The sequence below is a fragment of the Alkaliphilus oremlandii OhILAs genome, assembly GCF_000018325.1.
GTDB classification, from domain to species: Bacteria; Bacillota; Clostridia; order Peptostreptococcales; family Natronincolaceae; genus Alkaliphilus_B; species Alkaliphilus_B oremlandii.
The window spans coordinates 2,608,306-2,634,441 of sequence record NC_009922.1 but is presented as its reverse complement, the minus strand read 5'-3'; the positions used below and the strand labels follow the sequence as shown (position 1 = coordinate 2,634,441).

Below are 26,136 nucleotides of genomic sequence, written 5' to 3'. Positions count from 1 at the left end.
TGAAACTTACGTACCCTATTTCTAATAGAAAGAACTCCCTGTTTTTTTATATAAAAAAATAGAACCGTTTGCATTTAATTTCATAGTATATATTACAAAGCTAAATTATAAAAAGGTAGGTGTAATATATGAGTGAATATGTTGAAAGTGCAGGACTATGTGGAGAAAATTTAGTTGGAAATGTCACAAATAATAGAGGATGTGGCGGTGGAAACAGCGGCATTGGCAATTTGTTTGGAAACCAAAGCTCATTACTGTTCTTCTTCCTGTTATTGGTTATAATTTTCTTCAACTGCGGTATCTTTAGAGAATTGGGAGATAGCTTACTATTCTTCTTCTTACTTCTTATTGTACTATTTTGCAAAGACTCCTTCTGTAGATTCTAAAAATTTAAAGCAAGAGAAATTGGGGTAACGTTTCAATACGATACCTCAATTTTATTTTTTATAACGAATAGGAAAGCTCTACTTACAAAAATCTTCCTTATGATGCTTTTATAGAAGTTTTTTTATAAAACGCATAATAAATTTTCATAAAAATAGAGCAGTTCAAGCATAATTTCATACTATATATTATCACTATAACTCATGCAGAATATGGAAGATGATGTGTTAAGGGAGAACAAATTTTAAAAAGGTAGGTGGGATATATGTTTGAAGTTGTTGATAATAAAAAATGCTCTTGTGGATGTGGAAACAACAATATATCTTCTATTATATTTTTGATTGTCATATTATGTTGTGTTTTTGGCAATAGACGAAGATGTGGATGCTAATTTAAATAGAAAGAATTCTAAAGAATATTATTTTAAAGTTCGTAAGGACTCCTATAGGAAATAGGAGTCCTTACGAACTTTTTCTTTGCTTGAAATTCTAAAAAATGTGCAGTATAAAGGTTGTCATTGTAAACAAGAACCTTTTATTTTAGAAAAACAAACAAATTTCTATCAAGATTTTGTGATAAAAATCAATAATTAAAGTGATAGATGTCACAGTTTACCCGCATAGATGATGGTAGTATGTATATATGAGCAAAATGAACAGGAAAAGGAGATGTTAATTATGTCAGTTTCAATGTTTTGTCATCAATGTCAAGAGGCTGCAAAAGGAACAGGTTGTACTGTAAGAGGTGTATGTGGTAAGACCAGTGATGTAGCAAACCTTCAAGACGTTTTAATCTATGTATTAAAAGGAATTTCATTCTATAACCTAGAAGCTAAAAAAGCAGGACTTACTACAAATAAAGCAGATAAATTTATTGTTGATGGGTTGTTTGCAACAATTACAAATGCAAACTTTGATAAAGGTGTATTTGTAGATAGAATCAAAAAAGCAATCCAGTTAAGAGAAGAAACAAAGAAGGCAGTAATTGATGCAGGCATAAATGTAGATCATATTACCCATGATGCAGCTCATTGGACTGCAAACACTGTAGAAGAGTTTGAAGCAAAAGCTCCAGAAACAGGATATTTAGCAATTGAAAATGAAGACGTTCGTTCTTTAAGAAGCTTAATTGTATTTGGTGTAAAAGGTTTGGCTGCATATGTAGAGCATGCATATAACTTAAAATATGAAGATGATGAAATCTACACATTCATGCAAGAAGCTCTTACTAAAACATTAGATGATTCCTTAACAGCAGACGACTTGGTTGCCCTAACACTTAAAACTGGAGAAGTTGGTGTTAAAGGAATGGCTCTATTAGATACAGCAAATACTTCAACATACGGTAATCCAGAAATAACAAAAGTAAACATCGGTGTTAGAAATAACCCTGCTATCTTAATCAGTGGACATGATTTAAGAGATATGGAGCAATTATTAGAGCAAACAGAAGGAACTGGCGTAGATGTCTATACACACTCAGAAATGCTTCCTGCAAACTACTACCCAGCATTTAAAAAGTATACCCACTTTGTAGGAAACTATGGAAATGCATGGTGGAAACAAGATAAAGAATTCGAAACATTCAATGGGCCAGTTGTTATGACAACAAACTGTTTAGTTCCGCCAAAAGATTCTTATGTAGATAGAGTTTATACAACAGGTGCAGTTGGATTTGAAGGATTAAAGAGAGTAAAAGAAAATGCAGATGGAACAAAGGATTTTTCAGAAGTAATCGAGCATGCTAAGCAATGTGCAGCGCCTGTAGAGATTGAAAGAGGAGAAATCGTAGGTGGATTTGCTCACGAGCAAGTATTTGCTTTGGCAGATAAAGTGATCGATGCAGTTAAATCTGGTGCGATTAAGAGATTCTTCGTTATGGCTGGCTGCGACGGAAGAATGAAGAGCAGAGATTACTACACAGAATTCGCAGATAAATTACCGCAAGATACTGTGATCTTAACAGCTGGTTGTGCAAAATACAAATATAACAAGCTTGACTTAGGGGATATCGGTGGTATTCCAAGAGTATTAGATGCTGGACAATGTAACGACTCTTACTCATTAGCATTAATCGCATTAAAGCTAAAAGAAGTATTCCAGTTAAACGATATCAATGAATTACCAATTTCATATAATATTGCATGGTATGAGCAAAAAGCGGTAATCGTTTTACTTGCCCTACTACACTTAGGTGTTAAAAATATTCACCTAGGACCAACACTTCCTGCATTCTTATCACCAAACGTTGCAAACGTTTTAGTAGAAAACTTTGGCATCGGTGGCATTACAAATGTAGAAGATGATATTGCAATGTTCTTAGGAGCTACTGCAGAAGCTTAATATAGAGTAAGAAATGGGCCATTCTTTAAAGAATGGCCCATTTCTTATGTATTATTTTATGCTTACCCATATTTTACAGACTACTGAAATCGTAGAATAGCATTTATTTAGCATTTGGTATAAATAAAGATTGGCCAAATTCAGCTTTACCAAACTCTCCAATTAATTGCTGACCTTTATCTGAAAGCATCCATTTTATGAAGGCATCGGCACCATCCGCGTTGATTTTATCGTTCTTTCCTGGATGAACAGCGATGACACCATATTGGTTAAATAATTTTGTATCGCCCTCCACTACAATTTGAAGGTCAAGATTATTCATCATGGATAAATAGGTAGCTCTGTCAGTTAAAGTGTAGCCCTCCAGTTCGTTTGTCATCTGAATCACAGCCCCCATTCCTTGTCCTGCTTCCACATACCATTTTCCAGAAGGCTGGACATTTCCCTCTTTCCAAAGATTTAATTCCATTTTATGTGTACCGGAGTCATCGCCTCTAGATACAAAGGTTTTATTGCCTTCTGCGATTAAAGTAAATGCTTTTACGATATCATTTGCCGCTACTTGCTTTAAGTTTAAAGTGTCTTCAGTTGGTCCCAATAGAATAAAGTCATTGTACATTACATCGAATCTTTCCATACCGTGTCCAGCTTGAATGAATTCTTCTTCAGAGGCTTTGGCATGAACAAGCAACACATCAGCATCACCATCTTCGCCCATTTTTAGGGCTTGACCGGTGCCTACAGCGATAACCTTGACATCATATCCAGTATCTTCTGTAAATTCAGGCAATATATAGTCCAACAATCCACTATTTTCTGTGCTTGTGGTGGTTGAAAGAATCAATACATTATTTTTTATAGGGGTCGTTTCAACAGTGGCACTTGGTACATTGCTTCCATTTGATTCCTGTGTGGTAGTTGCTGGATTAGAACAAGCAACAGCAAAAATACACAGGAATAGTAGGAAAATAAGCGATAATTCTCTAAACCTTCTTTTCATAACCAATCTCTCCCTTTAGTTTAAATTTCAACTATAACTTTAGATAAGGGACTTCTTGCCAGTTTGAGATTTTATACAGAAAAATAAAAAGCGCCTAAAAAAGGCGCAAGTTAATAGAGTGATAGAAATAGGGATCTGCATAGTACTCCTTTCCACAATGGGAGGCATTGAAGTTTCCCACAATACCCTACAGGCTCATAGACCATTACGAAAACAGGTATTAGGATCGATGAACTCGGAGATATTTAGTTATAGCTTCTGTATTTTAGTATACTTAAAATGAAAAAGGGTGTCAATCCTTCTGATGAATCCGCAAGGTTCAAAGGGGAATTGCTCACCGATGCAGAGCATTTCTTATTTTTCAGGGATATATTTTAAAAATAGCTTATTTACCATAACACCGCATAAAATACCGACGAAGGCACCGACTAAAACATCGGACAAGTAGTGTACACCAACGTATACCCTAGATATGGCAATAAAGAAAGCCAAAATATAAAATAGATAGAAGACCTTTTTCTTAGATGCTAGAAACATACCGGTTGCAGCTGCAAAACTACTGCTGGAATGGCCTGACGGGAAAGAAAACTCACTGGGTATTGAAATTAGGATACGAAGGTCCTGTATGCTATAGAAGGGTCTAGGCCTTTGAATGATGTTTTTTATTACAATGTTGTTTAGAAGAAAGCATAGAAGCAAAGATAGTAAGGATATGATGCCTACTCTTCTAAAATTTTTATTGAATATGAGTCCTATGGAAACTAAGATCCATAGTAAGCCAGAATCCCCTAGGGTCGTTATAAAGATCATAATTTTGTCCATAGGTGCCGATCGAATGCTCTGAAAAAACAATAAAATACTTCTTTCTAGTTCAATAATTAATTCCATTTGAAATATCAGTCCTTTAAAGTTAAAATGTAGATTAAAACCAGCTGTAGAAATACAGTAATCCTATGTAAATCATTATATCAGATGGTACAATAGAATTATATCAATAAATAACAGGGAGGAAAATAGATGAATTTTTCAAATGTAGATGGTATTATTTTTGACTTAGATGGTACCTTATGGGACTCTACAGAGCTGGTATTAACGGCTTGGAATAGTGTGCTCAGAAAAAGAGAAGATGTCAGAGCAGAAATTACCCTAGAAGATTTAAAAAATGTTATGGGACTTCAAATTAAAGAGATTGGCCAGAAATTCTTTCCGTATTTAGACGAAAGTGCTCAGGGAGAAATCATGAAAGAATGCTGCGCGTTAGAATGTGAATACATATTGAAGCAGGGTGGAAAGCTTTTCGATGATTTAGAGCAGGTTCTACAGGAACTTTCTAAAAAATATAAGCTGTTTATTGTGAGTAATTGTCAGAATGGTTATATTGAAGGATTTTTTCAATATCACCAGCTTGGACAGTATTTTGTGGATTACGAATGTGCAGAAGGTACAGGATTACCAAAGGCGGATAACATCTCCTTAGTTATAGAACGAAACAACTTGAAAAATCCAGTATATATTGGAGATACCCAAGGAGATAGGAATGCATGTTTAACTGCGAAGGTTCCATTTATTTTTGCTCACTATGGCTATGGGGATGTTGATGGATACGATCATAAAATAAGCTCTCTATTGGAATTAACAACTTTGTTTCCAACAGTCTAATAGATATGATTAAAATGATGGAAGAAAAAATGACATGCTTTTATCTGTAAGATAAAAACATGTCATTTTTATAATTCATCCTTTTAAAATCTTTAAGCTGTTGAGAAATTTCGAGAATATTTCTTGTTTTTTAAAATATACCTTCATATTTTACATTGAACACCGGACAATATAGAAGTATTTCGAATAGGAATGGCCTTGATAGAGGATTGTTTCCATAAAACATTTCGGATTGACTAATAATGATTATCATTATATAATAAAAAACGGACAGTAAATGATTTTGATTATTATTTACAAATGGTATGAATTTTCAAGGGAAAGGAAGATAAAAATGAAGCTTAATAAGATGAAATCTATCGTTTCGATTGTCATGGTGTCTATTCTTTTAGCAACAGGTTGCTCGACTATGGGTACAAAGCCAGAGGGGGAAGAACCAACGAAACCTATTGAGCAAAGGGAAGAATTGAAAGAGACAGCATATCCAATGACAATTCAGCATGCATTTGGAGAAACTGTTTTAAAGCGTAAACCAGAGAGCATTGCGACAATATCTTGGGGAAATCAAGATGTGCCATTGGCGCTAGGGGTTGTACCAGTAGGTATTTCTGAAGCAAATTATGGTGTAATGGATGGAAGTGGACTTTTACCTTGGACAGCGGCTAAGCTTAAAGAATTAGGGATAGAAAATCCGGTTCTATATAAAGATTCAGCAGGATTAGATTTTGAGGCTATTAGTGATTCTCAGCCAGATGTGATTCTTGCATCCTATTCGGGTCTTACGCAGGAGGAATATGATTTATTAAGTCAAATCGCACCAGTGATTGCTTATCCATCCCTTCCATGGCAGACACTTTGGAGAGAGCAAATTTTGATGGATGCTCAAGGGATGGGGATGAAGACAGAGGGAGAAGCTTTAGTTGCTGAATTGGAAGCGCTAATTCAAGAAAAAACCACCAAACATCCACAAATTAAAGGCAAAACAGCAGCTTTCTTTTATTTTACTGAAGCTGATTTAGGTAAGTTTTATATTTATCTTCCAAAGGACCCACGGGCAGCCTACCTAACAGATTTAGGGATGGAATTTCCAGCAAGTGTAACTGAATTAGCCAAGGGATCTGATTCATTTGCTTTAGAGCTGAGCTCAGAAAATGTAGATTTAATTCAAGATCTTGACATTATGATTACATACGGAAGTCCTACATTATTAGCAGCAATGCAAGCAGATCCACTCATTGGCACGATTCCAGCTGTAAAGAATGGATCCGTAGCAATCATCCAGGATGGAACACCATTAGCAGCATCGGGAACACCAAGTGCATTATCAATTCCAGCCACAATAGATGAATATTTAAATATAATTGGACAGGCGGCCAATAAGGTAAAATGAAGCAACCTAAATTAAGTTCGTTAATCGTTGTAAGTTTAATAGTCCTAGGGGCATGTGCCTTAGCTTCATTAGCATTTGGTGCAAGATTCGTAGATTTTATGGAAGTAATAGAGACGTTAATCCACTCTAGAAAAACAACGATTAACGAAATTGTAGTCCATGAAAGAATTCCGAGAACTGTCTTCGGTATGATTGCCGGAGCCGCTCTTGGTGTATCTGGAGCACTGATGCAGTCCATTACTCGGAATCCTATAGCGGACCCCAGTATTTTAGGCGTAAATACAGGTGCTTCTTTGTTTGTTGTCGGCGGAATTGCATTTTTTCAAATTAGTTCATCAAATGAATATATAGTATTTGCTTTAGTTGGGGCAGCTGTTACTTCAATTTTTGTTTATAGTATCGGTTCTTTGGGTCAGGGAGGAGCCACACCTATAAAACTAGCATTGGCTGGCGTTGCAACCAGTGCAGCACTAACTTCCTTAGTCAGTGCTATCATATTGCTTCGGAATGATGTAATGAATGCTGTTCGTTTTTGGCAGGTAGGCAGTGTCAGTGGCGCTACATGGGAAGGAATATTTTCAGTAATCCCCTTTATCGTAGCAGGAATTGTCCTTGCAATATTTTTAACCCCTTCCTTAGATGCACTTTCCATGGGCGATGATATTGCAACTGGGCTAGGGGTTCGTACGGGACTTGTAAGGCTTATTGGGGCCTTTGCTGGCGTGCTTCTATGTGGAGCAACGACAGCTTTAGCAGGTCCCATCGGTTTTATCGGCATCATGGTTCCTCATACTATGAGGTTAATCTGTGGTCCTAATTTAAAAAGAGTGATCCCCATGTCAGCAGTCGGTGGCGCTGTACTCTTACTAGTTGCCGACATTTTAGGGAGGGTTATCGGAAGTCCCAGCGAGGTTGAAGCAGGAGTAATTACTGCATTTGTTGGGGCCCCAATACTTATTATCATTGCAATGAGAGCGAAGGTGCGGGCCTTATGATTGAAAACAATATAAATATTATACAATCTGGATATCGTCAAAGGAAGCTTCGATGGAGCCTTGTTACTAGTGTGTTAGGCTTCATCGTAGTGTTATTGTGTATCTATATGCTAGTTCTAGGAAATACGAGATATTCTTTAGAAGTGGTAGTCCGAGTTATTTTAGGAGAGCAAATAAAAGGTGCAACCTTTGCTATCGGAACTTTACGTCTTCCGAGAATGTTAGCTGGACTTTTAGTAGGCATGGCGTTTGGGATGGCAGGTAGCACATTTCAAACAATTCTAAGGAACCCCTTAGCGAGTCCAGATGTTATTGGCATAACAGCGGGTTCTAGCGTTGGTGCTATGGTTTGTATATTGGTTTTAAAGCTCAGTGGAACCCTTGTTTCTATCGTTGCGGTTATTTCTGGATTATTGGTTGCCTTATCCATCTATATGTTATCTAAGGTAGGTAAGTTCTCAGGTGGGAAGCTGATTCTCATAGGAATCGGTATTCAAGCCATGCTCAATGCTACAATATCCTATCTATTACTGAAAGCACCTCAGCATGATGTTCCTGCTGCATATCGATGGTTGAGTGGTAGCTTGAATGGGGTTCAAATCCATAGTATCCCTAGCATTTTTTTAGTTGTGCTTATTTTTGGTACCATCATTCTTTCCTTAGGAAAACATCTAAAAGTGCTGGAATTGGGAGAGGAATCAGCCATTACCCTTGGTCTTAGAACGGACAGGTCCAGATTAGTGCTGATTATGAGTTCTGTACTACTCATTGCTTTTGCAACATCTGTAACAGGTCCGATCTCATTTGTTGCATTCTTAACAGGGCCTATAGCATCAAAGCTGGTGGGTGCTGGATCATCGAATGAGTTTCCGTCAGCATTGGTAGGTGCTATTTTAGTATTAGGTGCAGACTTGATTGGACAATTTATGTTCCATACGAAGTTTCCTGTAGGTGTGATCACAGGAATACTTGGCGCCCCGTATTTAATTCTATTACTTATCCGTATCAATAGATCAGGAGGTTCAGCATGAATACATCAAAAACACTACAAGCAAATCATATAGTTGCTGGCTATGATCATAAAATTATTAATGATGATATCAGCATATTGATTCCAAAGAACAAAATTAGCGTCATCATTGGAGCGAATGCCTGTGGAAAATCTACTTTGCTGAAAACCATGGCTCGTTTGATACAACCTTCTTCGGGAAGCATAACACTAGATGGTAAGAAAATCAGCGAAATTCCACCGAAGGAATTAGCGCGTTCTCTTGGGCTTCTTCCCCAATCCCCTATTGTACCGGAAGGGATCACAGTAGCAGATTTAGTGAGTAGAGGGAGATTCCCCTATCAGTCCTTTTTAAAAGGATTAGGGAAAGGCGATTACGAGGCAGTAGAGGAAGCCTTAGAAATTATGGGGATCACAGATATTGCAAATCGCTGTGTAGATGAGCTTTCAGGAGGGCAAAGACAACGGGTTTGGATTGCAATGGCATTGGCCCAAGAAACAGATATTCTTCTTTTAGACGAGCCTACAACCTATTTAGATATTACTTATCAAATTGAGATCTTAGATTTATTGACAGATTTAAATCAAAAAAAAGGAACGACAATCGTTATGGTTCTTCATGATATTAACTTATCGGCTCGTTATGCAGACTATATATTTGCGTTGCATAAAGGAAAGTTAATTTCTGAAGGAGAGCCAAATAAAATAATTACGGAGAATCTGATTAAGGATGTATTTGATCTGGATTGTGCAGTTATAAACGATCCCGTTTCAGGTACGCCATTTATAGTTCCCAAAGGAAGACATCATGTTAATATATAATACCCCATATCCACTGTAAAGTAAAAAGGTAGTAGAAACCAATAATCTGCTACCTTTTTACAGATATATTATCAGAAAATATGTGTTTTTTGTATGATAGGATTGTCCCGCCGCATATAATTGGAATGTGGAGGGGATGAAATGGTTAAAAGGGGAATGCTTATATTAACATGTATTTTTTGTATTGTTACCATATTCTTAGCCAATAAAAACATAGATAGGATAAAAGAAAAGATAGCAGGAGAAAGAGAAGTTTTAGGATATAGCGAATACATTGAATATATCGCATGGGAGCATAAAATGATTACGGATAATCCAGAATATGAAGATATCAGGGTACTGATAGACATTTCAGAAAAGCGACTATACCTAATGAATGGCAATGATCTGGTAAAGATATATCCAGTTGCCACTGGAAAATTAGATACACCAACTCCCATAGGAACTTGGAAGGTCGTTCATAAAGCGAAATGGGGCGGTGGGTTTGGAACGCGATGGATGGGGCTTAATGTACCCTGGGGTACCTATGGAATCCACGGAACCAATAAGCCGAATTCTATTGGCTCTAATGCTTCGGCAGGATGTGTCCGAATGAACAATACAGATGTAGAGGATCTTTATAAATATGTGAAGCATAATACCACTGTGGTTATTATCAATGGCATGTTTGGTCCCTTTGGATACGGATTACAAACCATATATCCTGGAGACTTTGGAGCTGATGTGTTAGAAATACAAAACAGATTAAGAGCCTATGGATATTACGATGTTGAACATTTAGATGGGAAATATGGACCTCACATGGAGCAGGCACTCTACCAATTTCAAAAGGACCATAATATTCCTAAGAATCCCCATATAGAATATGATACCTACAAGGCATTGGGCGTTGTTCTTATGGATTAATTTTAGAAAAATGAGTTTATTAAATTAATTAGAGAAAAAGTTGAAAGAAATTGAGATTTATAATTGAGCCTAACCTCGTTTTAATGGGTTGGCTTTATTTTTTTAAAAAACAGGTATAATTCATTCTCATATCTGAAAAAGTATACTTAAGATTGTATTACTTAATTAGGATGTGATGAATATGACAATGAATATTACCTTTCAGCTGATATTATTGATTTTCCTGCTCATAGTCTCTGCATTTTTTTCCGCCTCGGAAACATCCATGATGTCTTTGAGTAAAATCAGGGTTCGCTATATGGTAGAGGAAGAGATTAAGGGAGCGAAGCTAATTCAAAGCTTAGTTGAAAAACCAGATAAGCTCATCAGCGGTGTTTTGGTAGGAAACAATATTGCCAATATTGCAGGCTCTGCTCTAGCCACATCCCTTATGATGGAGTTTTTTGCAGGCAATGCCGTTGCCATAGCAACCATCATTATGACTATTTTAATTTTAGTGTTTTCAGAGATTACACCAAAATCATTAGCAGCTCAAAATGCTGAAAAAGTAGCTTTAATGGTTGTAAAGCCATTATCTTTCATTATTACAATACTAAGTCCAATCGTGGTTATTTTTACAAAAGTGACAAATGTTCTAATCAGAATATTAGGTGGTAAGCGGAGAGAGGATGCCCCATTTATTACGGAGGAAGAGCTAAAGTCTATGGTCAATGTAAGTCATGAGGAGGGCGTATTAGAAATAGAAGAAAAACAGATGATTTATAATGTATTTGAATTTGGCGATCTACGAATAAAGGATATTATGGTGCAGAGAACAGATATTTCAGCCATTGATAAAAGCTCAGACTTTAATAAAATCATGGAGATCATCAAAGAAGAGAAGTATTCTAGGTATCCAATATATGAGGACAGTATCGATAATATTGTGGGGATTTTAAGTGTTAAAGACTTTATTTACGGAGATCACATAAAGGAAGAATTTGATATTTCTCTATATATGAGAGAACCTTATTTTACATATGAATTCAAAAAAATAACGGAGCTTTTTAAGGAAATAAGAAAAAATAGAAATCACATGGTTGTTGTTGTCGATGAATATGGTGGAACGGCAGGAATTGTAACCATAGAAGATGTGATTGAAGAAATCGTTGGGGAAATTGAAGATGAGTACGATGAAGTTGAAAAAGAAGTTGAAAAAATAAGTGATACCGAGTATTTAATCGATGGTAGTACAAAAATTGGATTCATTAGTGGATTTTTAAATATGACCATGGAATCCGATGATTTCGATTCATTGGGCGGATTTATTATGAATGAGCTGGGCAGGTTACCGATCGTGGGAGAGAGCATTTTATATGAGGATATGAAATTTACTGTAGAATCTATCTGTAATCACAGAATCCAGAAAATAAGAGTACAGATTTTGTCAGAATAGAAAATTTAAGTAGTTGTGATTTAAATCAAAGTCTTAAAAGAATCGCTATAGTATTATGTATATAAGAAGCGAAATAAAAAAATACTTGGAGGGATGATCAATGAAATATATATTTTCTGGAAATGACAAGATCGGTGACATTGTGGTTAGACTACCAAAGGCAAGTGAAGTCTTTAAAACACTTCAAATAGATTTTTGCTGTGGAGGAAACAGACCCTTAATAGAGGCAATTAAGGAACAAGGGTTGGATGAAAATACGGTACTATCAAAGCTACAGGGTGCTTATAATGAGATCAAAGACTTAAAAAGTGGAGAAATTGATTTTGCACAACGATCCTTCAGTGATTTAATTGATCATGTGGTAAATACACACCATGCTTATTTAAATCAAGAGCTACCGAAGCTGAGTGAGCTTACGAAAAAAATATACAGGGTTCACGGTGAAGGACATAATGAACTTGCCACAGTGTATAAATTATTCCATACTTTAAAAATGGAGTTAGAGGAACATCTAATGAAAGAAGAAGAAATTGTATTTCCATTAATTAAGGAATACGAAGAGAACGCTACCTTAGAAACACTGGAAAAAGCGCTAAAAACCATTAAAGAGCTAGAGAGCGAGCATGAAGGGGCAGGAGATATATTAAAGGAATTGAGAAAAATTACAAATAATTATGAAGTTCCTGAGGATGGCTGTCAATCTTATACCTTAACCTTCAAAGGTTTAGAACTATTGGAATCGGATATATTCCAACATATACACCTAGAAAACAACATCATGTTTCCAAGGCTTGAAGCACTACGGAAATAAGAAAAACTTTAAAAAATCCAATGACTACGCAGTAAGAGCGTAGTCATTTTGTATATAAAACTAATATAAAATTTTTATAGGGACATAATAAAGGAACTAGATGTTATATACGAGGTGATGGATATGGTAGTTATATTTATTAGAGCATTACTTTTATATTTAGTGGTGATCGTTATTATTCGGATGATGGGCAAAAGGCAAGTAGCCGAAATGCAACCATTTGAATTGGTAATAACCATAATGTTTGCAGAACTTGCTGCAACGCCAATGGAGAATATAGGAGTACCTCTCATCAATGGTATTATTCCGATTATTGTATTGCTTTGTATACAGGTGACAATTTCATATTTTTCCTTAAAGAGTGAAGGATTCAGAAATTTTATTTGTGGAAAGCCTAGTATTTTAATACATAAAGGGAGAATCGATCAATCTGAACTAAGAAGACTTAGAGTCAGTATGAGTGATCTTTTAGAAGCCCTTAGGAATAAGGATTATTTTAATATCAGTGATATCGAGTATGCCATATTAGAGACCAACGGTCAAATCAGTGTGTTACCGAAGACTCATAAACGAAGTATAGCAATTGAGGATTTAGGTATTGAGAAACAAATAGATTATGAAGAATTGCCCGTAACCCTTATTGTAGATGGTAAATTGAATAGACGAAAACTGGAGAAAGCAGGATACGATGAAAGATGGCTACAAGAACAATTGAAGAAAGAAGATATTGACAAAATAGAAAATGTTTTCTTTGCTTTCATATCCTCTGATAAAAATTTTTATGCGCAGAAAAAAATGGGTTAAGGAGGTATGGTTTATGCGAAGTTCAATTGTTACTTTATTAATTCTGATAGTTTTTATTTTAGTAGCTTTCATTGCCAACAACTATACTGTCAATAGCACGGATAATTTGTTAAGTGATGTGGCGCTACTGGATGAATTTATAATGAAAGAGGAGTGGAATGAAGCAAAGGAACAGATTGATTCTTTAAAGACAAAATGGAAGGACATTCGAAAAATATGGGAGCTTTATATCGAGCATTACGAAATGGATGCCATCGATGTGACCATCGCTCGATTGAATCAATATGTAGAGATCAAAGATAGGAATTCTGCTTTAGGTGAAATGGCGGAGTTTAGATTGCTGGTTGGTCATATTAAAGAAAAAGAATCCTTTAAATTGGGAAATATATTATAAAAAAACACCCCTAATCGACGATGGATAGGGGTGTTTGCATTTATTTTAGGCCAAGCTTTTTATCTAAAATTCCTTGTCGGTCTAATGCATGGATGTCGTCGCAGCCACCAAGGAATTCTTCATCTACAAATACTTGTGGAACTGTATCCCAACCTGTTTTAGCCATAACGTCCTCAAAGGCTTTGGAATCGTGGGTTACGTCAACTTCTTTAAAATCGACACCTTTAGAGGAAAGAAGAGATACGGCTTTTTTACAATAAGGACAGTAGTTTTTTGTGTAAATCGTAATATTCTTCAAAAAATCACTCCTTAGCTATATTAAATTTGTTTTTTCAAGACTTTTTACCAGAGGATATGTTATTAGTATGTTTAAAACAGTAATAATAATACTGGTTATAGCACGTGTAGGCAGTAGTACTAAATAAGCAGCGCCCTGTAGTTGAGAAAGCCAATAAGTGTTGAGCAGTAAACTTACGATAATCAATATGAAAATATTGGAAGAAATAACACTGAGCAGAGAGTAGCGTTTACTTACAGGGAACAAAAGTGCAATTACGCCAGGGATGATTCCTGTCAATATAGAGCTTATTGTGAACCCTGGATGAAATGCCCCGCCGTGTGAATTAATAAAAAATCCTAATAAATCAGCGATGCCACCAGTCATGGCACCTACTACAGGACCTAAGACCAATCCAGATACGATTAGGGGGATATTACCAAAACTAAATCGTACACTACCATTAAAAAGCATGATCGCACCAAGACGTGAAAGAATGATATTCATTGCTACAAATATAGAAGCTAGAACTAGAACTCGTGTTGATATGCTATTCTTTGGAATACTCTTTTTTATTGAAACTTTATTCTGATCCATTGTGCACCTCCTTTCTCTTAAGTCGGACAAGCGCCCACATAAGAGAAAAGAGAGAAACCCTCTCTAATGTGACAGCGGATGCGATATTGCACCGCAAATAGTACATGGTACTATTTTTCGTTTGAAGGCAACTTCCCATCCTTCAACACTTAACGCGCAATATCTACTCTGACCGTAATATAATCATATAGCATTTTCAAAATATTGTAAAGATTATATAAGCAAAAGGAAAAATATAAAAACTGGATATTTATTCTATAAAAAGAATTACATATATATTGTGGAGATGTTAAAAAAATATTATACTAAGAAGGGATTGTCCTGCAATGCATTAAATTATGAATCAAGGAGGATACAATGTATAGTATAGCGTCGAGTAAGAAAATGGAGCGGTTTAGAGCGGAAGATGGGACGTATACAACGAATACAGTAAAGTATTCAATTATATTATTTTATGCCATTTTTTTGATAATTACATCCCTATATTTCAACAGTATAGAGGAAATTATAGAAGGATTGATTAAAATCAATATGGCGCCCAGCATATTAGTTACGGATTACATTGCCGTTGGGAATATTGGTGCGACTTTAGTGAATGCGGGACTATTGATGGTTATTTCCTTAATCGTTGCTAAGATTAACAACGCAGATATGAACGGACCTATTGTTGCTGCTGTAGTTACTGTAGGGGCATTCGCTTTCCTAGGTAAAAACTTATACAATATTTGGGCCATATTTTTAGGTGTATATTTGTATGCGACGATAAAAAAAGAAAAGTTCTCTAAATTCATCACCGTAGCTTTATTTGGAACAGCACTAGGACCTATGGTCAGTCAGATTACTTTTGGAATAGAGCTACCACTGATGTATGGCATTGTTTTAGGAAATTTGTTTGGAATTGTAGCTGGGTTTATTATGCCATCTCTAGCTAGTCATTTTAGCAAATTTCATCATGGTTTTAATTTATACAATATGGGATTTACTGCTGGTATAACAGGAACCCTACTGATGTCTCTGCTTAGAGCATATGGAAAGAACCATGAGACAGTAGCAATCCTAAGTGAAGGAAATAATTTGATCTTTACGATCTATTTCTCCATAATGTTTCTATCCATGATCGGGATTGGATATTTATTAAACAATAAAAGTTTTTCTGGCTACAGAATTTTAATGGGGAGATCGGGAAGAGCGGGAACGGATTTTATAGCTTTAGATGGATTTGGAATTTCTATGGTGAATATGGGACTAATAGGGTTTTTAAGCATGGCATACGTGTTATTAGTACGGGGCCAATTAAATGGACCGAATATTGGAGGGGTACTCACCATCGTCGCTTTCGGTGCTATGGGAAAACATCCAAAGAATATCATACCAATCTTCCTAGGTGTTTTTATAGCAAGTGCTACTCAGATTTGGAATGTTAATGCAACGGGGCCGATGTTAGCAGCTTTATTTGGAACAACATTAGCGCCTATTGCAGGAGAATATGGGTGGAAGGTCGGAATAATAGCAGGGTTCATGCATATGATTATGGTAATGAATACAGGTTATTTACATGGTGGAATGAACTTATATAATAATGGCTTTGCTGGTGGAATCGTAGCGGCCATACTAGTTACATTTGTAAACGCATTAAAAAAAGAAGAGATATAAAGAACTGAAAAATAAGGGAAGAAAATATGCTCTCACTATAGCGAATACATTGAAGAAAAATGTACAGACTATATTGGAGTGTATTTTTTTGTTTCAAGCAAGTTAGAAGAGGAAAACTCTAAATTAATCTATATAAATCAAAAGATTTATAGTAAAAGTTAAAAATGCTTACCTTAATATAGTGGTGAATTCGATCTAAATCAAATCACAAAGTATTTTAAAATGCAGAAAATATATTGACAGCACAGCGGAAAAATGGTAAAGTTGTTAATGTCCTCAAGAGAATCAAAACCTTGAAAGGATACAAAATTTCTAAAGAATAACAACTTGAAAATAAATTTTAAAAAAGTTGTTGACATGATACTTCAAATGTGATATATTAAATGAGTCGCCAAAACAAGGCGGCACACGAAAAAGGTCTTTGAAAACTAAACAGTATAGATTTAAGCCAAAATTTTTAAAGTCAGTTTAAAACTGAGCAATCCATTTTAAAGAATGGAACCCAGAAATTCAAACAATTTTTAATTGAGAGTTTGATCCTGGCTCAGGATGAACGCTGGCGGCGTGCCTAACACATGCAAGTCGAGCGGAGATGAAGAAGTTTACTTTGGATTCTTAGCGGCGGACGGGTGAGTAACGCGTGGGCAACCTACCCTGTACAGGGGGATAACAATGGGAAACCATTGCTAATACCCCATGACGCCTTTTGGGGGCATCCCTAAAAGGTCAAAGAACTTCGGTACAGGATGGGCCCGCGTCTGATTAGCTAGTTGGTGAGGTAATGGCTCACCAAGGCGACGATCAGTAGCCGGCCTGAGAGGGTGAACGGCCACACTGGAACTGAGACACGGTCCAGACTCCTACGGGAGGCAGCAGTGGGGAATATTGCACAATGGGGGAAACCCTGATGCAGCAACGCCGCGTGAGCGATGAAGGCCTTCGGGTCGTAAAGCTCTGTCCTAAGGGAAGATAATGACGGTACCTTAGGAGGAAGCCCCGGCTAACTACGTGCCAGCAGCCGCGGTAATACGTAGGGGGCAAGCGTTATCCGGAATCATTGGGCGTAAAGGGTGCGTAGGCTGCCCTATAGGTCAGAGGTCAAAGGCTACGGCTCAACCGTAGTAAGCCTTTGAAACTGTAGGGCTTGAGTGCAGGAGAGGAGAGTGGAATTCCTAGTGTAGCGGTGAAATGCGTAGATATTAGGAGGAACACCAGTGGCGAAGGCGACTCTCTGGACTGCAACTGACGCTGAGGCACGAAAGCGTGGGTAGCGAACAGGATTAGATACCCTGGTAGTCCACGCCGTAAACGATGAGTGCTAGGTGTTGGGGGTCGAACCTCGGTGCCGAAGTTAACGCATTAAGCACTCCGCCTGGGGAGTACGTACGCAAGTATGAAACTCAAAGGAATTGACGGGGACCCGCACAAGCAGCGGAGCATGTGGTTTAATTCGAAGCAACGCGAAGAACCTTACCTGGACTTGACATCCCTCTGACCGATTCTTAACCGAATCCTTCCCTTCGGGGACAGAGGAGACAGGTGGTGCATGGTTGTCGTCAGCTCGTGTCGTGAGATGTTGGGTTAAGTCCCGCAACGAGCGCAACCCTTGTCTTTAGTTGCCATCATTAAGTTGGGCACTCTAGAGAGACTGCCGGGGATAACTCGGAGGAAGGTGGGGATGACGTCAAATCATCATGCCCCTTATGTTCAGGGCTACACACGTGCTACAATGGCCGATACAACGGGCAGCGAAAGAGTAATCTGGAGCAAATCCTACAAAATCGGTCCCAGTTCGGATTGTGGGCTGAAACTCGCCCACATGAAGTTGGAGTTGCTAGTAATCGCGGATCAGAATGTCGCGGTGAATGCGTTCCCGGGTCTTGTACACACCGCCCGTCACACCATGGGAGTTGGAAGCACCCGAAGCCAGCTATCTAACCGTAAGGAGGAAGCTGTCGAAGGTGAAGCTAATGACTGGGGTGAAGTCGTAACAAGGTAGCCGTATCGGAAGGTGCGGCTGGATCACCTCCTTTCTAAGGAGAAATGGCGAATCTATACTGTTTAGTTTTGAGAGACTTTTGTCTTTCAAACCATGGGGGCGTAGCTCAGTTGGGAGAGCACCTGCCTTGCAAGCAGGGGGTCAGGAGTTCGACTCTCCTCGTCTCCACCAAAAATACCAACAAAAATGTTGACAAAAGACATTAAAATTGGTATTATATTATTCCGCTAAGGCGGACAGTTAGTTCTTTGAAAACTGAATAATGTTAGAGAAACAATTGATGAAGTAACAAAGAAACAAGAATGCAACTATATAATTCAATTTATGTAGTTCATATATATAGCTTTGGTCAAGCTAATAAGGGCAGAAGGCGGATGCCTTGGCACCAGGAGTCGATGAAGGACGTGGTAAGCTGCGATAAGCCTCGGGGAACTGCAAGCAAGTTTTGATCCGGGGATTTCCGAATGGGGAAACCTACTTAGGTTAATACTTAAGTATCCACTACTCAATTCATAGGTAATGGAAGACATACCAGGGGAACTGAAACATCTAAGTACCCTGAGGAAGAGAAAGAAAAATCGATTCCCTCAGTAGCGGCGAGCGAAAGGGGAAAAGCCCAAACCCATAGGGTTTTCTCTATGGGGGTTGAGGACCGGCCACAACGGAAAACTTACTGTAATAGAAGAGGTTTGGAAAGACCCACCACAGAGGGTAATAGTCCTGTATATGAAACAGTAACAATCTAGGCCGTGATCCAGAGTACCACGAGGCACGTGAAACCTTGTGGGAAGCAGGGGGGACCACCCCCCAAGGCTAAATACTACCTGGTGACCGATAGCGTATAGTACCGTGAGGGAAAGGTGAAAAGAACCCCGGAAGGGGAGTGAAATAGAACCTGAAACCTTCTGCTTACAAACTGTGGGAGCACTTTATATGTGTGACCGCGTACTTTTTGTAGAACGGGCCAACGAGTTACGGTATGGAGCAAGGTTAAGCACTTTAGGTGCGAAGCCGTAGGGAAACCGAGTCTTAATAGGGCGATATAGTTTCATGCCGTAGACCCGAAACCGGGCGACCTACCCATGGTCAGGATGAAGCGGAAGTAAAATTTCGTGGAGGTCCGAACCGATTGACGTTGAAAAGTCACCGGATGAACTGTGGGTAGCGGTGAAATTCCAATCGAGCCCGGAGATAGCTGGTTCTCGCCGAAATAGCTTTAGGGCTAGCCTCGATGTTTAGAGTTACGGAGGTAGAGCACTGAATGGTCTAGGGGCCTTCACCGGTTACCAAAACCTATCAAACTCCGAATGCCGTGAACTTTTAATCGGGAGTCAGACTACGAGTGATAAGATCCGTAGTCAAGAGGGCAACAGCCCAGACCATCAGCTAAGGTCCCAAAGTATACGTTAAGTGGAAAAGGATGTGGAGTTGCACAGACAACCAGGATGTTGGCTTAGAAGCAGCCATTCATTTAAAGAGTGCGTAATAGCTCACTGGTCGAGTGATTTTGCGCCGAAAATGTCCGGGGCTCAAACGTATCACCGAAGCTATGGATCCGCAAGGATGGTAGGCGAGCGTTCTATAGTGGTTGAAGCTGTACCGTGAGGAGCAGTGGACGCTATAGAAGTGAGAATGTTGGCATGAGTAACGAGAGGCAGGTGAGAATCCTGCCCGTCGAAAACCTAAGGTTTCCTGAGGAAGGTTCGTCCGCTCAGGGTTAGTCGGGACCTAAGCCCAGGCCGAAAGGCGTAGGCGATGGACAACAGGTTTACATTCCTGTACCACCTTAAATCGCTATTAGAGATGGAGTGACACAGTAGGATAGGTTCAGCGCACCGTTGGTTGTGTGCGTCTAAGTATGTAGGGAGTCTCGGGAGGCAAATCCCCCGAGACAATTCTGAGATACGATGGGGAGCGAAATTTAAGTAGCGAACTGGCTGATTCCACACTGTCGAGAAAAGCTTCTATCGAGAAATAAGGTGCCCGTACCGCAAACCGACACAGGTAGGTGAGGAGAGAATCCTAAGACGATCGGGAGAACTATTGTTAAGGAACTCGGCAAAATGACCCCGTAACTTCGGGATAAGGGGAGCCGATTGAGGTTGAGAGATTTACTCTCGGAGGCCTTAATCGGCCGCAGAGAATAGGCCCAAGCGACTGTTTATCATAAACATAGGTCTCTGCTAAGTCGAAAGACGACGTATAGGGGCTGACGCCTGCCCGGTGCTGGAAGGTTAAGGGGAATTGTTAGCGTAAGCGAAGCAGTGAACTTAAGCCCCAGTAAACGGCGGCCGTAACTATAACGGTCCTAAGGTAGCGAAATTCCTTGTCGGGTAAGTTCCGACCCGCACGAAAGGCGTAACGATTTGGGCGCTGTCTCAACAATAGACCCGGTGAAATTGTAATACCAGTGAAGATGCTGGTTACCCGCGACAGGACGGAAAGACCCCGTGGAGCTTTACTGCAACTTGACATTGGATTTTGGTGCTACATGTACAGCATAGGTGGGAGACTTAGAAGCCAGGACGCCAGTCTTGGTGGAGTCACCGTTGGGATACCACTCTTGTAGTACTGAAGTTCTAACCATAGACTGTGAATCCAGTCTTGGGACACTGTCTGGTGGGCAGTTTGACTGGGGCGGTCGCCTCCCAAAATGTAACGGAGGCGCCCAAAGGTTCCCTCAGCACGGTCGGAAATCGTGCGTAGAGTGTAAAGGCAAAAGGGAGCTTGATTGCGAGACATACAGGTCGAGCAAGGACGAAAGTCGGGCTTAGTGATCCGGTGGTTCCGAGTGGAAGGGCCATCGCTCAACGGATAAAAGCTACCCCGGGGATAACAGGCTTATCTCCCCCAAGAGTCCACATCGACGGGGAGGTTTGGCACCTCGATGTCGGCTCATCACATCCTGGGGCTGTAGTAGGTCCCAAGGGTTGGGCTGTTCGCCCATTAAAGTGGTACGCGAGCTGGGTTCAGAACGTCGTGAGACAGTTCGGTCCCTATCCGTCGCGGGCGCAGGAAATTTGAGAGGAGCTGTCCTTAGTACGAGAGGACCGGGATGGACACACCTCTGGTGTACCAGTTGTTCTGCCAAGAGCACCGCTGGGTAGCTAAGTGTGGAAGGGATAAGTGCTGAAGGCATCTAAGCACGAAGCCCCCCTCAAGATAAGATTTCCCATCGCGTAAGCGAGTAAGACCCCAGATAGACTAACTGGTTGATAGGCCTAGGGTGTAAGTGCAGTAATGTACTCAGCTGATAGGTACTAATAGGTCGAGGGCTTGACCAATACATTTTTCTAACATTATTCAGTTTTGAGAGTACTATCTCTCAATAATGTCGTGGCTATAGCGAAGGGGTCACACCTGTTCCCATACCGAACACAGTAGTTAAGCCCTTCAGCGCTAATGGTACTTGGCGGGAAGCTGCCTGGGAGAGTAGGTCGCTGCGATATTATTGTTCCAGAGTAGCTCAATGGTGGAGCACCCGGCTGTTAACCGGTAGGTTGGAGGTTCGAGCCCTCTCTCTGGAGCCAAAAGCATGGCCCCTTGGTCAAGCGGTCAAGACACCGCCCTTTCACGGCGGTAACAGGGGTTCGATTCCCCTAGGGGTCACCAAAATTTTGGGCGCATAGCTCAGCTGGGAGAGCACCTGCCTTACAAGCAGGGGGTCACAGGTTCAAGTCCTGTTGCGCCCACCAAAATGGTCCGGTAGTTCAGTTGGTTAGAATGCCAGCCTGTCACGCTGGAGGTCGAGGGTTCGAGCCCCTTCCGGATCGCCATTTTTAAATAAAAAGAAGCATCATTTAGCATGCTGGTGTAGCTCAGTTGGCCAGAGCAGCTGATTTGTAATCAGCAGGTCGCGGGTTCGAATCCCATCACCAGCTCCATGTATGCGGGTGTAGTTCAATGGTAGAACGTCAGCCTTCCAAGCTGATCGCGAGGGTTCGATTCCCTTCACCCGCTCCAATAAATATGTACTCATAGCTCAGCTGGATAGAGCAACGGCCTTCTAAGCCGTAGGTCCGGGGTTCGAATCCCTGTGGGTACGCCATAATGGGATATAGCCAAGTCGGTAAGGCAACGGACTTTGACTCCGTCATTCCGCAGGTTCGAGTCCTGCTATCCCAGCCATTTTGACCCATTAGCTCAGTCGGTAGAGCACCTGACTTTTAATCAGGGTGTCCCGCGTTCGAGTCGCGGATGGGTCACCATTTACAAGGAGAGATGTCCGAGCGGTTTAAGGAGCTGGTCTTGAAAACCAGTGACTCCGAAAGGGGCCGTGGGTTCGAATCCCACTCTCTCCGCCATTACTGTTCTTCAATCCAAAAGTAATCACAGTTTATAGATCGTAGGATATAATAAAGGAGAAGTACTCAAGTAGGCTGAAGAGGACGGTTTGCTAAACCGTTAGGTCGCGTAAGTGGCGCGCGGGTTCGAATCCCGCCTTCTCCGCCATTTAATGTCCGGGTGTAGCGCAGTTTGGTAGCGCACATGGTTTGGGACCATGGGGCCGGGGGTTCGAATCCCTCCACCCGGACCAAGAAAATTTTTAAAAAAGTAAGGGCCTTTAGCTCAGTTGGTCAGAGCATCCGGCTCATAACCGGCAGGTCCGGGGTTCGAATCCCTGAAGGCCCACCATTGTTTTTTAAAAGTTGATATCAAGGGGTGTAGTTCAGTTGGTAGAACAGTGGTCTCCAAAACCACGTGTCGTGGGTTCGAGTCCTGCCACCCCTGCCATTTCCGGGTGTAGCGCAGTTTGGTAGCGCACATGGTTTGGGACCATGGGGCCGGGGGTTCGAATCCCTCCACCCGGACCAGTAATATAGGCTTATAGCTCAGGTGGTTAGAGCGCACGCCTGATAAGCGTGAGGTCGGTGGTTCGAGTCCACTTAAGCCTACCATTTCTTTAAAAAGTACAAGCCCAGATAGCTCAGTCGGTAGAGCAGGGGACTGAAAATCCCCGTGTCGGTGGTTCGATTCCGCCTCTGGGCACCATTTTGGCGGCATAGCTTAGTTGGCTAGAGCGTTCGGTTCATACCCGAAAGGTCACAGGTTCGACTCCTGTTGCCGCTACCATTTATCTATCTGTTTTGGGCGCATAGCTCAGCTGGGAGAGCACCTGCCTTACAAGCAGGGGGTCACAGGTTCAAGTCCTGTTGCGCCCACCAAAAAAGGTCCGGTAGTTCAGTTGGTTAGAATGCCAGCCTGTCACGCTGGAGGTCGAGGGTTCGAGCCCCTTCCGGATCGCCATTTTAAACAACTCATTAATTAAATGTAAACGGTTATACTTACACTATGATAAAGCTTGTAAAAAAACATGCTGGTGTAGCTCAGTTGGCCAGAGCAGCTGATTTGTAATCAGCAGGTCGCGGGTTCGAATCCCATCACCAGCTCCATTTTTTTAAAAAACTACAAAGTAATATGGAGGGGTTCCCGAGCGGCCAAAGGGGGCAGACTGTAAATCTGTTGTCAACGACTTCGAAGGTTCGAATCCTTCTCCCTCCACCACTAAAAAAATAATAGAATTCAGCAAGTGCTGTATCTTACCTTTACACAAGCTGTGTTGCATGAACCATCAAACACTCTGCGGGTGTAGTTCAATGGTAGAACGTCAGCCTTCCAAGCTGATCGCGAGGGTTCGATTCCCTTCACCCGCTCCAAAAAAACAGGACCCATTAGCTCAGTCGGTAGAGCACCTGACTTTTAATCAGGGTGTCCCGCGTTCGAGTCGCGGATGGGTCACCATTTTCAAAAAAACAAAACGAAGTATTGACAAAATATTTCGAACGTGGTATATTAAAAAAAGCCTCGGAAAAGTGAGGTATACAAAAAAGGTCTTTGAAAACTAAACAGTATAGATTTAAGCCAAAATTTTTAAAGTCAGTTTAAAACTGAGCAATCCATTTATAAAAAATGGAACCCAGAAATTCAAACAATTTTTAATTGAGAGTTTGATCCTGGCTCAGGATGAACGCTGGCGGCGTGCCTAACACATGCAAGTCGAGCGGAGATGAAAAAGTTTACTTTGGATTCTTAGCGGCGGACGGGTGAGTAACGCGTGGGCAACCTACCCTGTACAGGGGGATAACAATGGGAAACCATTGCTAATACCCCATGACGCCTTTTGGGGGCATCCCTAAAAGGTCAAAGAACTTCGGTACAGGATGGGCCCGCGTCTGATTAGCTAGTTGGTGAGGTAATGGCTCACCAAGGCGACGATCAGTAGCCGGCCTGAGAGGGTGAACGGCCACACTGGAACTGAGACACGGTCCAGACTCCTACGGGAGGCAGCAGTGGGGAATATTGCACAATGGGGGAAACCCTGATGCAGCAACGCCGCGTGAGCGATGAAGGCCTTCGGGTCGTAAAGCTCTGTCCTAAGGGAAGATAATGACGGTACCTTAGGAGGAAGCCCCGGCTAACTACGTGCCAGCAGCCGCGGTAATACGTAGGGGGCAAGCGTTATCCGGAATCATTGGGCGTAAAGGGTGCGTAGGCTGCCCTATAGGTCAGAGGTCAAAGGCTACGGCTCAACCGTAGTAAGCCTTTGAAACTGTAGGGCTTGAGTGCAGGAGAGGAGAGTGGAATTCCTAGTGTAGCGGTGAAATGCGTAGATATTAGGAGGAACACCAGTGGCGAAGGCGACTCTCTGGACTGCAACTGACGCTGAGGCACGAAAGCGTGGGTAGCGAACAGGATTAGATACCCTGGTAGTCCACGCCGTAAACGATGAGTGCTAGGTGTTGGGGGTCGAACCTCGGTGCCGAAGTTAACGCATTAAGCACTCCGCCTGGGGAGTACGTACGCAAGTATGAAACTCAAAGGAATTGACGGGGACCCGCACAAGCAGCGGAGCATGTGGTTTAATTCGAAGCAACGCGAAGAACCTTACCTGGACTTGACATCCCTCTGACCGATTCTTAACCGAATCCTTCCCTTCGGGGACAGAGGAGACAGGTGGTGCATGGTTGTCGTCAGCTCGTGTCGTGAGATGTTGGGTTAAGTCCCGCAACGAGCGCAACCCTTGTCTTTAGTTGCCATCATTAAGTTGGGCACTCTAGAGAGACTGCCGGGGATAACTCGGAGGAAGGTGGGGATGACGTCAAATCATCATGCCCCTTATGTTCAGGGCTACACACGTGCTACAATGGCCGATACAACGGGCAGCGAAAGAGTAATCTGGAGCAAATCCTACAAAATCGGTCCCAGTTCGGATTGTGGGCTGAAACTCGCCCACATGAAGTTGGAGTTGCTAGTAATCGCGGATCAGAATGTCGCGGTGAATGCGTTCCCGGGTCTTGTACACACCGCCCGTCACACCATGGGAGTTGGAAGCACCCGAAGCCAGCTATCTAACCGTAAGGAGGAAGCTGTCGAAGGTGAAGCTAATGACTGGGGTGAAGTCGTAACAAGGTAGCCGTATCGGAAGGTGCGGCTGGATCACCTCCTTTCTAAGGAGAAATGGCGAATCTATACTGTTTAGTTTTGAGAGACCTTAAAATCTCTTAAAATGAAACTCGGCTAATGCCGAGTACTCCAATCACACCAAATCACAGATTTGGGAGATTGAAGCAACCATGGGGGCGTAGCTCAGTTGGGAGAGCACCTGCCTTGCAAGCAGGGGGTCAGGAGTTCGACTCTCCTCGTCTCCACCAAAAATAC

At 41.0% G+C, this 26,136-nt stretch carries 17 protein-coding genes, 26 tRNA genes, 4 rRNA genes and 2 riboswitches; of the genes, 43 read left to right on the top strand and 4 right to left on the bottom strand.

Annotated elements, in window-relative coordinates; all coding sequences use genetic code 11:
* The first annotated feature begins 128 nt into the window (after positions 1–128).
* A complete protein-coding gene (locus CLOS_RS12905) occupies positions 129–386 on the top strand; it encodes a hypothetical protein (RefSeq protein ID WP_041719362.1) in 258 nt (85 codons plus the stop codon).
* A 675-nt stretch (positions 387–1,061) separates the two neighbouring features.
* Positions 1,062–2,726, top strand: a complete 1,665-nt coding sequence (gene hcp / locus CLOS_RS12900) for a hydroxylamine reductase (protein WP_012160274.1) — start codon at positions 1,062–1,064, stop codon at positions 2,724–2,726.
* 103 nt (positions 2,727–2,829) lie between these two features.
* On the opposite strand, the gene CLOS_RS12895 is transcribed toward hcp, so the two are convergent.
* Both CLOS_RS12895 and CLOS_RS12890 read right to left on the bottom strand, forming a co-directional pair.
* Positions 2,830–3,726 (bottom strand): substrate-binding domain-containing protein, encoded by an 897-nt coding sequence (locus CLOS_RS12895; RefSeq protein WP_012160273.1) that lies wholly within the window; start codon positions 3,724–3,726, stop codon positions 2,830–2,832.
* A 129-nt stretch (positions 3,727–3,855) separates the two neighbouring features.
* Positions 3,856–3,979, bottom strand: a riboswitch (molybdenum cofactor riboswitch).
* Positions 3,980–4,080: 101 nt separating this feature from the next.
* Positions 4,081–4,614 (bottom strand): phosphatase PAP2 family protein, encoded by a 534-nt coding sequence (locus CLOS_RS12890; protein WP_012160272.1) that lies wholly within the window; start codon positions 4,612–4,614, stop codon positions 4,081–4,083.
* Between the two features lie 129 nt (positions 4,615–4,743).
* Between CLOS_RS12890 and CLOS_RS12885 the strand changes: the two genes are divergently transcribed.
* From CLOS_RS12885 to CLOS_RS12840, 10 genes are all read left to right on the top strand, one after another.
* Positions 4,744–5,385 (top strand): HAD family hydrolase, encoded by a 642-nt coding sequence (locus CLOS_RS12885; RefSeq protein ID WP_012160271.1) that lies wholly within the window; start codon positions 4,744–4,746, stop codon positions 5,383–5,385.
* 334 nt (positions 5,386–5,719) lie between these two features.
* Positions 5,720–6,775 carry an iron-siderophore ABC transporter substrate-binding protein gene (locus CLOS_RS12880; RefSeq protein ID WP_012160270.1) on the top strand — a complete coding sequence of 352 codons (1,056 nt, stop codon included), beginning with the start codon at positions 5,720–5,722 and terminating at the stop codon, positions 6,773–6,775.
* Positions 6,772–7,770: a FecCD family ABC transporter permease gene (locus tag CLOS_RS12875; protein ID WP_012160269.1), complete on the top strand. Its 999-nt coding sequence runs from the start codon at positions 6,772–6,774 to the stop codon at positions 7,768–7,770. The genes CLOS_RS12880 and CLOS_RS12875 overlap by 4 nt, the downstream gene beginning before the upstream one ends.
* A complete protein-coding gene (locus CLOS_RS12870) occupies positions 7,767–8,801 on the top strand; it encodes a FecCD family ABC transporter permease (RefSeq protein ID WP_012160268.1) in 1,035 nt (344 codons plus the stop codon). The genes CLOS_RS12875 and CLOS_RS12870 overlap by 4 nt, the downstream gene beginning before the upstream one ends.
* Positions 8,798–9,601, top strand: a complete 804-nt coding sequence (locus tag CLOS_RS12865; protein ID WP_012160267.1) for an ABC transporter ATP-binding protein — start codon at positions 8,798–8,800, stop codon at positions 9,599–9,601. Before CLOS_RS12870 ends, CLOS_RS12865 begins: the two co-directional genes overlap by 4 nt.
* A gap of 156 nt (positions 9,602–9,757) precedes the next feature.
* The gene (locus CLOS_RS12860) at positions 9,758–10,507 is read left to right on the top strand and encodes a L,D-transpeptidase family protein (protein ID WP_242649577.1); all 750 of its coding nucleotides are present in this window, start codon (positions 9,758–9,760) and stop codon (positions 10,505–10,507) included.
* A gap of 181 nt (positions 10,508–10,688) precedes the next feature.
* Complete coding sequence (locus tag CLOS_RS12855) at positions 10,689–11,942, top strand: hemolysin family protein (RefSeq protein WP_330360298.1); 1,254 nt, start codon at positions 10,689–10,691, stop codon at positions 11,940–11,942.
* A 100-nt stretch (positions 11,943–12,042) separates the two neighbouring features.
* The gene (gene ric, locus CLOS_RS12850) at positions 12,043–12,753 is read left to right on the top strand and encodes an iron-sulfur cluster repair di-iron protein (protein ID WP_012160264.1); all 711 of its coding nucleotides are present in this window, start codon (positions 12,043–12,045) and stop codon (positions 12,751–12,753) included.
* Positions 12,754–12,876: 123 nt separating this feature from the next.
* Positions 12,877–13,557, top strand: a complete 681-nt coding sequence (locus CLOS_RS12845; protein ID WP_012160263.1) for a DUF421 domain-containing protein — start codon at positions 12,877–12,879, stop codon at positions 13,555–13,557.
* 13 nt (positions 13,558–13,570) lie between these two features.
* Positions 13,571–13,951 carry a DUF4363 family protein gene (locus CLOS_RS12840; RefSeq protein WP_012160262.1) on the top strand — a complete coding sequence of 127 codons (381 nt, stop codon included), beginning with the start codon at positions 13,571–13,573 and terminating at the stop codon, positions 13,949–13,951.
* A gap of 40 nt (positions 13,952–13,991) precedes the next feature.
* Here the strand turns inward: CLOS_RS12840 and grxC are convergent, their stop codons facing one another.
* On the bottom strand, positions 13,992–14,249 hold the full coding sequence (gene grxC / locus CLOS_RS12835; RefSeq protein ID WP_012160261.1) for a glutaredoxin 3: 258 nt from the start codon (positions 14,247–14,249) through the stop codon (positions 13,992–13,994).
* Positions 14,250–14,264: 15 nt separating this feature from the next.
* Positions 14,265–14,825, bottom strand: a complete 561-nt coding sequence (locus CLOS_RS12830) for a folate family ECF transporter S component (protein WP_012160260.1) — start codon at positions 14,823–14,825, stop codon at positions 14,265–14,267.
* 70 nt (positions 14,826–14,895) lie between these two features.
* Positions 14,896–14,998, bottom strand: a riboswitch (THF riboswitch).
* Between the two features lie 184 nt (positions 14,999–15,182).
* Between CLOS_RS12830 and CLOS_RS12825 the strand changes: the two genes are divergently transcribed.
* From CLOS_RS12825 to CLOS_RS12675, 31 genes are all read left to right on the top strand, one after another.
* The gene (locus CLOS_RS12825; protein WP_012160259.1) at positions 15,183–16,478 is read left to right on the top strand and encodes a DUF1576 domain-containing protein; all 1,296 of its coding nucleotides are present in this window, start codon (positions 15,183–15,185) and stop codon (positions 16,476–16,478) included.
* A gap of 521 nt (positions 16,479–16,999) precedes the next feature.
* Positions 17,000–18,511, top strand: a 16S ribosomal RNA gene (locus CLOS_RS12820).
* 61 nt (positions 18,512–18,572) lie between these two features.
* Positions 18,573–18,648 (top strand) — tRNA-Ala (locus tag CLOS_RS12815).
* A gap of 176 nt (positions 18,649–18,824) precedes the next feature.
* Positions 18,825–21,761: ribosomal RNA gene (locus CLOS_RS12810) — 23S ribosomal RNA — on the top strand.
* A gap of 48 nt (positions 21,762–21,809) precedes the next feature.
* Positions 21,810–21,926, top strand: a 5S ribosomal RNA gene (rrf, locus tag CLOS_RS12805).
* The 16S, 23S and 5S rRNA genes sit together here with 25 tRNA genes alongside, the layout of an rRNA operon.
* Before the next feature lie 6 nt (positions 21,927–21,932).
* Positions 21,933–22,007 (top strand) — tRNA-Asn (locus CLOS_RS12800).
* Between the two features lie 7 nt (positions 22,008–22,014).
* Positions 22,015–22,089 (top strand) — tRNA-Glu (locus CLOS_RS12795).
* 7 nt (positions 22,090–22,096) lie between these two features.
* Positions 22,097–22,172, top strand: a tRNA-Val gene (locus CLOS_RS12790).
* Between the two features lie 4 nt (positions 22,173–22,176).
* Positions 22,177–22,253, top strand: a tRNA-Asp gene (locus CLOS_RS12785).
* 31 nt (positions 22,254–22,284) lie between these two features.
* Positions 22,285–22,361 (top strand) — tRNA-Thr (locus tag CLOS_RS12780).
* Positions 22,362–22,366: 5 nt separating this feature from the next.
* Positions 22,367–22,440: transfer RNA gene (locus tag CLOS_RS12775), tRNA-Gly, on the top strand.
* Positions 22,441–22,448: 8 nt separating this feature from the next.
* A tRNA-Arg gene (locus CLOS_RS12770) sits at positions 22,449–22,525 on the top strand.
* Between the two features lie 3 nt (positions 22,526–22,528).
* Positions 22,529–22,605 (top strand) — tRNA-Gln (locus CLOS_RS12765).
* 4 nt (positions 22,606–22,609) lie between these two features.
* A tRNA-Lys gene (locus tag CLOS_RS12760) sits at positions 22,610–22,685 on the top strand.
* A gap of 7 nt (positions 22,686–22,692) precedes the next feature.
* Positions 22,693–22,781 (top strand) — tRNA-Ser (locus CLOS_RS12755).
* A 56-nt stretch (positions 22,782–22,837) separates the two neighbouring features.
* Positions 22,838–22,929 (top strand) — tRNA-Ser (locus CLOS_RS12750).
* 8 nt (positions 22,930–22,937) lie between these two features.
* Positions 22,938–23,014 (top strand) — tRNA-Pro (locus tag CLOS_RS12745).
* 21 nt (positions 23,015–23,035) lie between these two features.
* Positions 23,036–23,112: transfer RNA gene (locus CLOS_RS12740), tRNA-Ile, on the top strand.
* 23 nt (positions 23,113–23,135) lie between these two features.
* A tRNA-Trp gene (locus CLOS_RS12735) sits at positions 23,136–23,211 on the top strand.
* A gap of 3 nt (positions 23,212–23,214) precedes the next feature.
* Positions 23,215–23,291 (top strand) — tRNA-Pro (locus tag CLOS_RS12730).
* A gap of 7 nt (positions 23,292–23,298) precedes the next feature.
* Positions 23,299–23,375: transfer RNA gene (locus CLOS_RS12725), tRNA-Ile, on the top strand.
* Between the two features lie 18 nt (positions 23,376–23,393).
* Positions 23,394–23,469: transfer RNA gene (locus CLOS_RS12720), tRNA-Phe, on the top strand.
* A gap of 4 nt (positions 23,470–23,473) precedes the next feature.
* Positions 23,474–23,550 (top strand) — tRNA-Met (locus tag CLOS_RS12715).
* A gap of 16 nt (positions 23,551–23,566) precedes the next feature.
* Positions 23,567–23,642, top strand: a tRNA-Val gene (locus CLOS_RS12710).
* Positions 23,643–23,647: 5 nt separating this feature from the next.
* Positions 23,648–23,724 (top strand) — tRNA-Asp (locus CLOS_RS12705).
* A 69-nt stretch (positions 23,725–23,793) separates the two neighbouring features.
* Positions 23,794–23,870: transfer RNA gene (locus tag CLOS_RS12700), tRNA-Thr, on the top strand.
* A gap of 27 nt (positions 23,871–23,897) precedes the next feature.
* Positions 23,898–23,982, top strand: a tRNA-Tyr gene (locus CLOS_RS12695).
* 78 nt (positions 23,983–24,060) lie between these two features.
* Positions 24,061–24,134, top strand: a tRNA-Gly gene (locus CLOS_RS12690).
* A gap of 9 nt (positions 24,135–24,143) precedes the next feature.
* Positions 24,144–24,219, top strand: a tRNA-Lys gene (locus tag CLOS_RS12685).
* Positions 24,220–24,413: 194 nt separating this feature from the next.
* A 16S ribosomal RNA gene (locus CLOS_RS12680) occupies positions 24,414–25,925 on the top strand.
* Between the two features lie 128 nt (positions 25,926–26,053).
* Positions 26,054–26,129 (top strand) — tRNA-Ala (locus tag CLOS_RS12675).
* The last annotated feature ends 7 nt before the right edge of the window (positions 26,130–26,136 follow it).